The following is a 13,254-nucleotide window of genomic DNA, read 5'->3' as shown; positions in this document are numbered from 1 at the left end:
GCATCTCCCCACGCCCACCCGACAGCGCGGAATTGGTCACCACCCCCCACTTGCCTGGAATCCCCGCATGACCGACGCCATCGACTACGCCCGTTACGACCGCATCCGCCCGATCCGCTGGACCGGCGAGGCGCTCGAACTGCTCGACCAGCGCAAGCTGCCGTTCGCCACCGACTACGTCACCTGCACCGACAGCGACGCCGTCGCCGCCGCGATCCACGCGCTGGCCGTGCGCGGCGCGCCGGCGATCGGGATCGCCGCGGCCTGGGGCGCGGTGCTGGCCGCGCGCGACATCGAGGCCGATGACGCCGCGCAGGCCGCCGAACGCCTCGAGCCGGCCCTGCAGCGTCTCAACGCCGCGCGCCCGACCGCGGTGAACCTGGCCTGGGCGCTCGCACGCATGCGCGCCGCGCTGTTCCGCGCGCAGGCGGGCGAGGGCAGCGACTGGCGCGCCGCGCTGGAGGCCGAGGCGCGCGCGATCGAGACCGAGGACCTCGCCGCCAACCACGCCATGGGCGTGCTCGGTGCTTCGCTGATCGAGGCCGGCAGCGGCGTGCTCACCCACTGCAACACCGGTTCGCTGGCCACCGCCGGCTTCGGCACCGCGCTGGGCGTCATCCGCGCCGGCGTCGCCCAGGGCCGCGTCGAGCGCGTCTACGCCGGCGAGACGCGACCCTGGAACCAGGGCGCGCGGCTCACCGTCTGGGAACTGCAGGAAGACGGCATCGACGCCACCCTGATCGCCGACGCCGCGGCCTCGCACCTGATGAAGGGCGGCGGCGTGCAGTGGGTGGTGGTGGGCGCCGACCGCATCTGCGCCAACGGCGACGTCGCCAACAAGATCGGCACCTACCAGCTGGCGATCGCCGCGCGCCACCACGGGGTGAAGTTCATGGTGGTGGCGCCGTCTTCGACCGTCGACATGGACACCGCCTCGGGTGATCTCATCGAGATCGAAGAGCGCGACCCCGCCGAGCTGCTGGCCGCAGGCGGCAGCCGCACGGTGGCCGAAGGCGTGCAGGCCTGGAACCCGGTGTTCGACGTCACGCCGGCCGCGCTGGTCGACGCGATCGTGACCGAGCGGGGCATCGTCGAACGCCCGGATCTGTCGGGAATGCAGGCGCTGTTCGGCCGCTGAGCGCGTCGCCGTCTGCCATCGGTATACGCGCCTGCAGGAGCCGCTATCGCGGCGATTGGCCTGTCGCGATGGCGACCGTTGCCGTGTCGCGAGGTGGTCGCCGCGATAGCGGCTCCTGCAGGATGCCGTCCGGTAAGTGTCCCGGGTTCCAGAAGCACCCGTCCGCCGCCGCAAGTCCTTGATTTCCAGCGGTATCGGGCGGGCGGAGACCGCGCCGTTGTGATAGAATCCACAGGTTCTGTCCAGCCTGCGCGCGAGGTCGGCGCGGCAGCCGCGGGCAGCCCCGTGAACCACTTTCGAAAGGGTCGCAATGGCCGAGCTCGCCAAGGAAATCATCCCGGTCAATCTCGAGGACGAGATGCGCCGCAGCTACCTCGATTACGCCATGAGCGTGATCGTGGGGCGCGCGCTTCCCGACGTCCGCGACGGCCTGAAGCCGGTGCATCGGCGCGTGTTGTTCGCGATGACCGAGCTCGGGGCCCACAGCAACAAGCCCTATTACAAGTCGGCGCGCATCGTCGGTGACGTGATCGGTAAGTACCATCCGCACGGCGACCAGTCGGTCTACGACACGCTCGTCCGCATGGCGCAGCCGTTCTCGCTGCGCTACATGCTGGTCGACGGGCAGGGCAACTTCGGCTCCATCGACGGCGACTCCGCGGCGGCGATGCGTTACACCGAAGCGCGCATGTCGCGGCTCGCGCACGAGCTGATGGCCGACATCGACAAGGAAACCGTCGATTTCCAGCCCAACTACGACGAAAAGGAGCTGGAGCCGACGGTCATGCCGACCCGGTTCCCGAACCTGCTGGTCAACGGCTCGGCCGGCATCGCGGTGGGCATGGCCACCAACATCCCGCCGCACAACCTGGGCGAGGTGATCGACGCGCTGATCGCGCTGATCGACAACCCGGAGATCGACATCGACGGGCTGATGGAATACATCCCCGGCCCCGATTTCCCCACCGGGGGCATCATCAATGGCGTCGGCGGCATCCACCTCGGCTACCGCACCGGCCGCGGCCGCGTGCGCATGCGCGCCAAGGCCGACATCGAAGTGGCCGACAACGGCCGCGAGTCGATCATCGTCACCGAGATCCCGTACCAGGTGAACAAGGCGCGGATGATCGAGAAGATCGCCGAACTGGTGAAGGAGAAGAAGCTCGAGGGCATCAGCGAGCTGCGCGACGAGTCCGACAAGGACGGCATGCGCATCTACATCGAGATCAAGCGCGGCGACTCGGCCGAGGTGGTGCTCAACAACCTCTACCAGCAGACGCAGATGGAGTCGGTGTTCGGCATCAACATGGTGGCCCTGGTCGACGGCCGCCCGAAGCTGCTGAACCTGAAGGATTTCCTCGAGGCCTTCGTGCGCCACCGCCGCGAGGTGGTCACGCGCAGGACGATCTTCGAGCTGCGCAAGGCGCGCAACCGCGCCCACATCCTGGAAGGCCTGACGGTCGCGCTCGCCAACATCGACGAGATGATCGAGCTGATCAAGACCTCCGAGAACCCGCAGGTCGCGAAGGAACGGATGCTGGCGCAGCTGTGGCAGCCGGGCCTGGTCGGCGCGCTGCTGGGCGCAGCCGGCGCCGAGGCCTCGCGCCCCGAAGACCTGCCCGCCGGCGTCGGCCTGCTTGCCGACGGCTACCAGCTGACCGAGGTCCAGGCGCAGCAGATCCTGGAGATGCGCCTGCACCGCCTGACCGGCCTGGAGCAGGAAAAGCTGACAGAGGAATACAGGCTGCTGCTCGAGACCATCCGCGGCCTGATCGAGATCCTCGAGGATCCGGACGTGCTGCTGGAGGTGATCCGCACCGAGCTGCGCAACGTCAAGGAAGAATTCGGCGACGCGCGCCGCAGCGAGATCCGCGCCAGCGAGGAAGACCTCGACATCCTCGACCTGATCGAGCCCGAGGACGTGGTGGTGACCGTGTCCCAGGCCGGCTATGCCAAGCGCCAGCCGGTGAGCGCCTACCGCGCGCAGAAGCGCGGCGGCCGCGGCCGCAACGCGGCGGCGACCAAGGACGAGGATTTCATCGCCCAGCTGTGGCTGGTCAACACCCACGACACCCTGCTGGCCTTCACCAGCCGCGGCCGCGTGTTCTGGCTGCCGGTGCACCAGCTGCCGGAGGCCGGCGCCAACGCGCGTGGCCGCCCGCTGATCAACTGGATGCCGCTGGAAGAGGGCGAGAAGGTCCAGGCCGTGCAGCCGGTGCGCGAGTACCGCGAGGACCAGTACGTGTTCTTCGCCACCGCGCGCGGCACGGTCAAGAAGACCCCGCTGACCGAGTTCGCCTTCCGCCTGGCGCGCGGCAAGATCGCGATCAACCTGGAGGAGGGCGATGCCCTGGTCGGCGCGGAACTGACGGACGGTTCGCGCGACATCCTGCTGTTCGCCAGCAACGGCAAGGCCGTGCGCTTCGACGAATCGACGGTGCGCGCCATGGGCCGTACCGCCACCGGCGTGCGCGGCATCCGCCTGGCCGAAGGCGAGTCGGTGGTGGGCCTGATCGTGGCCGGGTCCGCGGCCAGCGTCGAGGAGTCCGAGGATGACGACGCGGTCATCGAGGGCAGCGCCGAGGTGGTTGAATCCGGCGAAGGCGAGCAGGACGGCGAGGCGGATGCCTACATCCTGACCGCCACCGCCAACGGCTACGGCAAGCGCACCCGCCTGTCCGAGTATCCGCGCAAGGGCCGCGGCACCCAGGGCGTGATCGGCATCCAGACCACCGAGCGCAACGGCGCGCTGGTGGCGGCGGTGCTGCTCAGCCGCGAGGACGAAGTGCTGCTGATCTCCGACGGCGGCACCCTGGTGCGCACCCGCGCCGCCGAGATCTCGGTGGTCAGCCGCAACACCCAGGGCGTGACCCTGATCCGCCTGGGCGAGGGCGAGCGCCTGCAGGCCATCGAGCGCGTGGACGGTTCGATCGGCGACGGTGACGACGACGGCGATGGCGGCCAGGACGCCGCCACCCCCGAAGCAGACTGACCCCGACGCCATGCAGGGGCAGCGATAGCTGCTCCTGCAAGGGGTGTGTCGTGCCCCCGCATGTCACGGCACTCCTATACTGCAGGCGACTCCTGCTGACGACGGACGCGCCATGAAGGGAATCGGATGCTCGACCGGCCTGCGGCTGCTCGCCGCAGGTGCCGTGCTGCTGGCGCTCCTGGCCGTGGGCTGCAAGCGCAACGAGGGCGGTCAGCTCCCGGCACCCAGCGGCGAGGCCATCGTCGCCGAGCGCGCCACGGTGGACGGCTTCGGCCTGGTCCGCGCCTGGCCCGACGAGGAAGAAGGCTCGCTGGCGCTGGCCGTCGAGTTCTCGCAGCCGCTGGTGGGCACGCAGGACTTCGACCGGCTGCTCACCTTCGCCGAACCGGTGGGCGAGGACAGCAGCTGGAGCCTGGACGACGAGGGCCGGATCCTGCGCTTCCCCTTCGTCGAGGCCAATCGCGACTACACCCTGCGCATCTCGGCCGCGCTGACCGCGGCCGATGGCAGCACGCTGGGCCGCGACATCGAGCGGAAGGTGCACACCGGCGAGCTGAAGCCGGCCGCCGGCTTCGCGTCCCAGGGCAGCGTGCTGCCGGCGCGTGAATCGCGCGGGCTGCCGGTGGTGTCGGTGAACGTGGCCGAGGTCGACGTCGAGTTCCTGCGCGTGCGCGAGTCCGAGCTGCCGCGCTTCTTCGCCCACTACCAGCGCGGCGGCCGCCGCAGCGGCTGGGAGCTCGACAGCGACTACCGGCGCAGCCGCAGCGTCGCCGGCATGGCGGACCCGGTCTACGTCAACCGCTTCGTGCTCGGCGGCGAGCGCAACGAGCGCGCGGTCACCTACCTGCCGCTGCAGGACATCGCCGAGCTGCAGCAGCCGGGCCTGTACTTCGCCACCATGAAGCGCGCCGGCAGCTTCGACGGCATGTACGACACCGCCTTCTTCAGCGTCAGCGACATCGGCCTGCACGTGCGCGCCCACGCCGACCAGCTGTTCGTGCACACCGCATCGCTGCGCGACGGCAGCGCGCTGGGCGGCGTGGACCTGAAGGTGCTGGGCGACGATGGGCAGCCGGTGTTCAAGGCCCAGACCGACGGCAACGGCAACGCCGTGCTGGAGCACAGGCTCGACGCCGCGCAGGTGCTGGTCGCGAGCCGCGGCAGCGACGTGTCCATGCTGCCCTTCAACCAGCCGGCGCTGGATCTCTCCGAGTTCGCGGTGGCCGGGCGCAGGCAGGCCTGGTTCGAGGTCTTCGCCTGGTCGGGCCGCGATCTCTACCGTCCCGGCGAGACCGTGCGCGTCTCGGCACTGCTGCGCGACGCCGACGGCAAGCCGGTGCCGGCCGCGGCCGCCGGCAAGGCGCAGCCGCTGTTCGCGCGCCTGAAGCAGCCCGACGGCAAGGTGTTCGTGGAATCGCGCCTGGAGCCCGGCGCGCAGGGCTATTACCGCTTCGAGAAGGAGATCCCGGTCGAGGCGCCCACCGGCCGCTGGCAGGTCGAGTTCCGCACCGACCCGGCCAGCAAGGAGCTGGTGCAGGGCATGGACCTGCGCATCGAGGAGTTCCTGCCCGAGCGCATGAAGCTCGAGCTCGACAGCGCGCAGCAGCGCCTGGCCAGGGGCGATGCGCTGAAGATGGACGTCACCGGCGCCTATCTCTACGGCGCGCCGGCCGCGGGCAACCGCTTCACCGCACGGCTGGCGGTGGCGGTGGAGCAGCATCCGCTGGAGTCGATGCCGGGCTGGTTCTTCGGCGATCCCACGGTGACGCTGCCGCGCGAGGCCAGCGACGTGGTCGATACCGCGCTCGACGACGAGGGCAAGTTGCAGCAGACCCTGGTCCTGCCCGCGGAGGTCCGCGGCGACACGCCGGTGTCGGTGGTGGTCGCGGGCAGCCTGTACGAGACCGGCGGCCGCACGGTCAACCGCAGCCTCGAGCGCGTGCTCTGGCCCGCCGATGCGCTGGTCGGCGTGCGCCCGCTGTTCGACGACGCCGAAGGCAGCGACGCCAATGCGAAAGCCGGCTTCGAGATCCTGCGCGTGGACGCCCAGGGCACGCCGCGTCCGCTGGCCGGCCTCGAGCTGAAGCTGGTGCGCGAGCGCCGCGACTACCACTGGAACTTCGACGAAGAGGACGGCTGGACCTACAGCCACACCAGCCGCTTCGAGGTGGTGGAGACACGCAGCGTCGATGCCGGCGCCAGTGCAACGCGCGTCGACTTCCCGGTGGAGTGGGGCGAGTACCGGATCGAGGCGCGCGACCCCGAGACCGGCCTGGTCACCCGCTACCCCTTCCGCGCCGGCTGGAGCTGGGACGACGACAACCGCGGCCTCGACGCGCGCCCGGACAAGGTCAAGCTGGCGCTGGACCGCACCGGCTACCGCGCCGGCGACACCCTGGAAGTGACGGTCACCCCGCCGCATCCGGGCAAGGGCCTGCTGCTGGTCGAGAGCGACAGGCTGCTCTACGTGCAGGCGATCGACGCCCGGGCGGGCAGCACGTTCAACGTGCCGGTGACCGAAGACTGGGAGCGCCACGACGTCTACGTGACCGCCCTGGTGTTCCGGGGCGGCAGCGCCAGCAGCAAGGTGACGCCGGCGCGCGCGGTGGGCGTGGCCCACGTACCGATGGCGCGCGGCGACCGCCAGGTGGCCGTCGGCCTGTCGCTTCCGAAGCAGGCCAGGCCCGACGACACCCTGCGGGTGACGCTCGCGGTGCCCGGGCTCGCCGGCAGGACCGCGCACGCCACCGTGTCCGCCGTCGACGTCGGCATCCTCAACATCACCCGCTATCCGGTGCCCGATGCCGGCCGCCACTTTTTCGCCCAGCGTCGCCTGGGCGTGGACGCCTACGATGTCTACGGCCGCGTGATCGAAAGCCTTGAAGGCGGCACCGCGCGCCTGCGCTTCGGCGGCGACCAGGGCCTGGAGGCGCTGCCGCAGGCGCGTCGTCCGACCGCGCGGGTGCAGACGGTCGACCTGTTCTCCGGCCCCGTGAAGCTCGATGCCAAGGGCAATGCCACGGTCGAATTCACGCTGCCCGACTTCAACGGCACCCTGCGCGTCTCCGCCCTGGTGTTCGGCGATGACGCCTACGGCCACCGCGATGCCGAGCTGCTGGTACGCGCGCCGCTGGTCGCCGAGGCCAGCATGCCGCGGGTGATGGCGCCGGGCGACCGCGCCACGGTGACCCTGGACCTGGCCAACTTCACCGGCAGGGCCGGCGACTTCCGCGTGCGCGTGGACGGCGTCGGGCCGCTGCGAGTGGAGCAGGGCACGCGCGAGGCGAAGCTCGCGGTTGACGGCCGCGGCACGCTGTCCTTCCCGCTGCGTGCGCTCGACGGCCACGAGGTCGGCAAGGTGCGCGTGCGCGTGGACGGCGAAGGCGTCGCGGTCGATCGCAGCTACGAGCTGCCGGTGCGTGCGCCCTGGCCGCAGCTGCTGCGCTCGCGCAGCCTGGTGCTGGATCCGCTGGCCCCGGTGGTGCTCGATCCGGCCCTGGCCGAAGGCATGCTGCCGGGCTCGGTGAACGCGCGCCTGGGCCTCAGTGCCACGCCGCCGATCGCCTTCGCCGCCGCGCTCGAGGGCGCGCTGCGCTATCCCTACGGCTGCGCCGAGCAGACCACCAGCAAGGGCTATGCGGCCCTGGTGCTGGATACGCCCACGGCCGAATCCTGGGGCATGAGTCCGCTGCCCGACGGTGCACGCCGCCAGCGCATGGAAGGCGCGCTGGGCCGGCTGGCGGCGCTGCAGACCAGCTCGGGCCACTTCAGCATGTGGGGCGGCAGCGGCGACACGCAGCCGATGCTGACCCCCTATGTCGCCGAGTTCATGCTCGACGCCCGCGAGGCCGGCTTCGACGTGCCCGAGGCGATGCTGCAGCGCGCCCTGTCGCGCATGTCGGAGGACCTGCTGTCCGACGGCGAGCAGTTCTACGGCAGCGACAACCGCAGCCACCTGCGCCTGGCCTACAAGGCGCATGCCGGCTACGTGCTTGCACGCGTGAACCGCGCGCCGCTGGGCACGCTGCGCGCGCTCCACGACGGCTACCGGAAGTCGGCACGCAGCGCGATGCCGCTGGCGCATCTCGGCCTGGCGCTGTCGCTGCAGGGCGACAAGGCGCGCGGCGACACGGCGCTGGACGAGGCGTTCGGCTGGAACGGCGACCGCCCGGGCTGGCTCGGCGACTACGGCACGCCGCTGCGCGACGCCGCGCTGATGCAGGCGCTGGTGCACAAGCACGACGTCGCCACGCCGAAGCGCAGCGCCGCGCTGCGCGGGCTCGGCGCCGAGCTCGACGCGCGGCGCAAGGCGCGCTGGTTCTACCTGAGCACCCAGGAGCAGGCGGCCATCGCGCGCCTGGGACGCGAGCTGGCCGGATCCGGCAGGACCTTCAGCGGCAGGCTGAGCGAGGCCGGCGTGGAGGAGGCGCTGGCGCCGATGCGCCGCTTCTCCCGCGTCTACGGCCATGAAGCCCTGGCGGCGGGCGTGCGCCTGGTGCCGGAAGGGCAGGCTCCGATGTACGCGAGCATGGACGTGGCCGGCATCCCGCGCAGTGCGCCGGCGCCCGAGGCGAGCGTGCTGAAGGTCGAGCGCCGCTGGTACACCCCCGACGGCAAGCCCTGGACGCCGCGCCCGCTGCGCGAAGGCGAGGCGCTGGTGGTGCGGGTGACCCTCACCGCCGACCGGAGCATGCCCGACGCGCTGCTGACCGAGCTGCTGCCGGCGGGCCTTGAGGTCGAGAACATGAACCTCGGCGACGCCTCGGCCTGGGCCGACGTGGTCGTCGGCGGCATCCGCCTCGATGACCGCGGCGACGCCGCCGAGCTGCTGCACGAGGAGTTCCGCGACGACCGCTACGTCGCCGCGCTGAAGCTCGATGCCGGCCGCGCCGCCGACGTCTTCTACCTGGTGCGCGCGGTCACGCCGGGCGAATACGCGGTGCCGCCGCCGCTGGCCGAGGACATGTACCGTCCGGAGCTGCGCGGGGTGGGGCAGGCGCAGCCGGAGCGGCTGACGGTGGTGCAGCCGTGACCGCCGGAGCCTGCTCCGCCCAAGCCATCAGGGGCGCGCTGTCGTCCCGAAACGAAGCCCCTGTCGTGCCTCGGGCGCGGTCTGGTCCGGATGACCCGGGGCAGCGCCGGTCCTGATCCCGGCAGCGCCGGCGCCGCGCCCGCCACGGTCGACGCCGGCTGCCCGCGCGGACGGCTTCGGCGCGTCCGTGCGGTCCTGCGCTGGGGCAGCGTCGCGCTGCTGCTGTCGCTGCTGGTCCTGGACCTGGCCTTTCCACCCCCGCTGCCGGAAGCACGCGACCACGCGACCCTGGTCACCGCGCGCGACGGCACGCCGCTGCGCGCCTTCGCCGATGCCGACGGCGTCTGGCGCTACCCCGCCTCCGAGGCGACGGTGTCGCCGCTCTACATCGAAGCGCTGCTCACCTACGAGGACCGCTGGTTCCGCCACCATCCCGGCGTGAACCCGGTGGCCCTGCTGCGCGCGGCCTGGCAGGCGGCGCGCAGCGGGCGCATCGTCTCGGGCGGTTCCACCCTCACCATGCAGGTGGCGCGCATCCTCGAGCCGCATCCGCGCACGCTGGCGGGCAAGGCACGGCAGATCCTGCGTGCCCTGCAGCTGGAGGCGCATCTCTCCAAGGACGGGATCCTGACGCTCTACCTCGAGCGCGCGCCCTTCGGCGGCACCATCGAAGGCGTGGAGGCGGCGAGCTGGGCCTACCTCGGCAAGCCGGCGGCGCGGCTGTCGCATGCCGAGGCCGCGCTGCTCGCGGTGCTGCCGCAGGCGCCGACCCGGCTGCGCCCTGACCGCGCGCCGGAGGCCGCGCAGCGCGCACGCGACAAGGTGCTTGAACGGATGGCCGTCGGCGGGCGCTGGAGCCGCGCCGAAGTCGACGACGCCCGGATCGAGCCGGTGGTCGCCCGCGCCCTGCAGCCGCCGCTGTCGGCGGCGCTGCTGGCCCAGCGCCTGCGTGCGCGCGATCCGGCGGCCGAACGCATCCGCTCGACCATCGACGCCTCCCTGCAGCGCATGCTGGAAGAGCGACTGTCCGCCCATGTCGGCCAGCTCCCCGAGCGCACCTCGGCCGCGCTGCTGGTGGTCGACAACGCCAGCATGGAGGCGCGGGCCTACCTCGGCACCGCCAGCTTCGGCGATGCCGCGCGCCTGGGCCACGTGGACATGGTGCGCGCCTGGCGCTCGCCGGGCTCCACGCTCAAGCCCTTCCTCTACGGCATGGCGCTCGACGATGGCCTGGTGCATTCGCAGAGCCTGCTGGTCGATGCGCCGCAGTCCTTCGGCGGCTACCGTCCCGGCAACTTCGACGCCGCCTTCAACGGTCCGGTCTCCGTGGCCGATGCCCTGAGGCTGTCGCTCAACGTGCCCGCGGTGGACCTGCTCGACCGCGTCGGGCCGGCGCGCTTCGCCGCCCGCCTGGACCATGCCGGCATCGGCCTGCGCTTCCCGCGCGGCTCGCAGCCCAACCTCAGCCTGATCCTCGGCGGCACCGGGGCGCGGCTGGAGGACCTGGTCGGCGCGCACGCCGCGCTGTCGCGAGGCGGCATTGCCGGACGCGTGCGCTATGCGACGGGCGATCCGGTGGTCGACCGCCGCCTGCTGTCGCCGGGCGCGGCCTGGATCGTGCACGACATCCTCGCCGCCAACCCGCGGCCGGGCGAGCGCGTGGACACCTTCGATACCGGCGGTCGCCAGCGCGTGGCCTGGAAGACCGGCACCAGCTACGGCTATCGCGACGCCTGGGCGCTGGGCACCACCCGCGACTACACCGTGGGCGTCTGGGTGGGGCGGCCGGACGGCACGCCGCTGCCCGGCCAGTACGGTGCGGTGACCGCGCTGCCGCTGCTGTTCCGGGTCTTCGACAGCCTGCCGCGGCGGCCGGGTGACGCGCGCCTGCCGCAGCCGGCGAGCGTCGCCTCGCGCAGCGTGTGCTGGCCGCTGGGCACCGCGCTGGAACGCCAGCCGGAGGCTGCCTGCCGGCGGCGCATGGACGCCTGGGTGCTCGACGGCGTGGTGCCGCGGACCTTGCCCGAGCGCGAGGCCCGTCGCTGGAGCGCGGGCCTGGAACGGATCGAAGTGGATGCCGACAGCGGCCGCAGGCTGTCGGCCAGCTGTTCCGCGCCGCACCGGCGGGAACTGCGCCACGTGGCGCGCTGGCCCGCACTCGCTGCTCCCTGGCTGGGCGCCGCGGACCGTGCCGCCGCGCGCCTGCCGCCGCTGGCGCCGGACTGCGCCGATGACGGGCGCGGCGGTGCCCTGGCGCTGCGGATCGACGGAGTGAACGACGGCGCGCTGCTGCTGCGCGCGCCTGGATCGGAGCGGCCGCCGCGCCTGGCCCTGCGCGCGACGGGTGCGGAAGGCGAGGTGCAGTGGCTGCTCAACGGCCGCCTGGTCGGCCGCACCCGCGGCGGCCAGCCGCTCTGGCGCGAATTCCCCGACGCCGGACGCCAGCAGCTGACCGCGCTGGCCGAGGGCGGCGCTTGGGCCAGCCTGGCCTTCGACGTCGCCCCCTGAGCGGCCGGCGGGAGACCTGCCGGCCGGCGGAACCTCAGATCGCGCCCAGCACGTGCTCGGCCGACGACACCCTGAATTCGCCCGGCGCCTCGACGAACAGCTGCTTGACCACGCCGTCCTCGGCGTAGAGCGCGAAGCGCTTGCTGCGCAGGCCCATGCCAAAGGCGCTGGCGTCCATTTCCAGGCCGAGCGCACGCGCGAAATCGCCGTTGCCGTCGGAGAGCATGCGCAGGCCCTGCGGCACGTTCTGGCTCTCGCCCCAGGCCTGCATCACGAAGGGATCGTTGACCGCCATGCAGGCGACCTCGATGCCGCGCTCGCGGAAGGCGTCGAACTTCTCCACGAAGCCGGGCAGGTGTCGCTCCGAGCAGGTGGGCGTGAACGCGCCAGGCACGGCGAACAGGACCACCTTGCGGTGCGCGAAGATCGTCGGCGTGTCGATGGTGTGCACGCCGTCGTCGATGTGCTTGAGGGTGACTTCGGGGATGGCGTCGCCGGGCTGGATGGGCATGGGGGGGCTCCGTGTTCGCGGTGGGCGGCGAGGGGTTCGCGCGCCATGCCGCCATGGTGCCACGGCGTGCTGCACGGGGCTTGCCTTGTCGCGCGCCGCCCCGATATTGCTACCCTGCCGCGGCCGCCGCGCCCCGTTGCCGCGCGACTGGAGCATGCATGCAGTTCAAGGACTACTACGCCATCCTCGGCGTCGAACCCAGCGCCGGCGATGCCGAGATCAAGACCGCCTACCGGCGGCTTGCGCGCAAATATCACCCCGACGTCAGCAAGGAGTCCGACGCCGAGGACCGGTTCAAGGCCGTCAACGAGGCCTACGAGGCGCTGCGCGACCCCGAACGCCGCAAGGCCTACGACCAGCTGCGCTCCCGTGGCTACCGTCCCGGCGACGACATCCATCCGCCGCCCGGTGGCTTCGGTGGCAACGGTGGCGGGCAGGACTTCGACTTCGAGGAGGTCTTCGGCGGCGGCGGCGGTGGCAACGGCGGCTTCAGCGACTTCTTCGAAAGCCTGTTCCGGCGCCAGGCGCAGGAGCGCGGCGGGCCGGGATTCGGCGCGCCACCGCGTGGCGACACGCGCGCACGTCTCGTGGTGCCGCTGGAGACCGTGCACAAGGGCGGCGCGATGCGCATCGCCGTCAACGGCCGCACGCTGGAAGTGAAGGTGCCCAGGGGCATCCGTCCGGGCCAGGTGATCCGCCTGGCGGGGCAGGGCGAGCGCGGTGGCAACCTGTTGCTGGAGGTCGAATACGCCACCGATGCACGCTTCGAGGTCGACGGCCGCAACATCCTCTACGCGCTGGAAGTCGCGCCCTGGGAAGCCGCGCTGGGTGCCAGCGTCAGCGTGCCGACGCTGGGCGGCACGGTCGAGCTGAAGGTGCCCGCGGGCTCGGAAGCCGGTCGCCGGCTGCGCCTGCGCGGCCGCGGGCTGCCGGGCAGCGGTGGCCAGGCCGACGGGGACCAGATCGTGGAGCTTGAAGTGCAGGCGCCCGCGCCCCGCGACGAAGCGCAGAAGGTCGCCTACGACGCGCTGAGGGAGGCGTTTTCCGGGGAGTGGCGGCGGCGCTGAGGGGTC

Annotated in this window: 6 protein-coding genes; 5 read left to right on the top strand and 1 reads right to left on the bottom strand. The window is 72.1% G+C overall.

The genetic code is table 11. The annotated features are described in order from the left end of the window. The first annotated feature begins 67 nt into the window (after positions 1 to 67). From mtnA to pbpC, 4 genes are all read left to right on the top strand, one after another. Positions 68 to 1,138 (top strand): S-methyl-5-thioribose-1-phosphate isomerase, encoded by a 1,071-nt coding sequence (gene mtnA / locus H9645_RS01485; protein WP_191727962.1) that lies wholly within the window; start codon positions 68 to 70, stop codon positions 1,136 to 1,138. A gap of 310 nt (positions 1,139 to 1,448) precedes the next feature. Next, on the top strand, positions 1,449 to 4,130 hold the full coding sequence (gene gyrA / locus H9645_RS01480) for a DNA gyrase subunit A (protein ID WP_191727961.1): 2,682 nt from the start codon (positions 1,449 to 1,451) through the stop codon (positions 4,128 to 4,130). Positions 4,131 to 4,242: 112 nt separating this feature from the next. Beyond that, positions 4,243 to 9,162, top strand: a complete 4,920-nt coding sequence (locus tag H9645_RS01475) for an alpha-2-macroglobulin family protein (RefSeq protein WP_191727960.1) — start codon at positions 4,243 to 4,245, stop codon at positions 9,160 to 9,162. 90 nt (positions 9,163 to 9,252) lie between these two features. Further along, a complete protein-coding gene (gene pbpC, locus H9645_RS01470; protein ID WP_191727959.1) occupies positions 9,253 to 11,670 on the top strand; it encodes a penicillin-binding protein 1C in 2,418 nt (805 codons plus the stop codon). A gap of 34 nt (positions 11,671 to 11,704) precedes the next feature. On the opposite strand, the gene H9645_RS01465 is transcribed toward pbpC, so the two are convergent. Next, positions 11,705 to 12,181, bottom strand: a complete 477-nt coding sequence (locus H9645_RS01465; RefSeq protein WP_191727958.1) for a peroxiredoxin — start codon at positions 12,179 to 12,181, stop codon at positions 11,705 to 11,707. Between the two features lie 158 nt (positions 12,182 to 12,339). Here H9645_RS01465 and H9645_RS01460 point away from each other — a divergent pair, with 158 nt between their 5' ends. Beyond that, positions 12,340 to 13,248, top strand: a complete 909-nt coding sequence (locus tag H9645_RS01460; RefSeq protein ID WP_191727957.1) for a DnaJ C-terminal domain-containing protein — start codon at positions 12,340 to 12,342, stop codon at positions 13,246 to 13,248. The last annotated feature ends 6 nt before the right edge of the window (positions 13,249 to 13,254 follow it).

Origin of the sequence: Luteimonas colneyensis (assembly GCF_014836665.1) — a bacterium.
In the GTDB taxonomy this organism is placed as follows: Bacteria; Pseudomonadota; Gammaproteobacteria; order Xanthomonadales; family Xanthomonadaceae; genus Luteimonas; species Luteimonas colneyensis.
The sequence above is the reverse complement of the archived record's forward strand: the minus strand, read 5'-3'. Positions and strand labels throughout refer to the sequence as shown.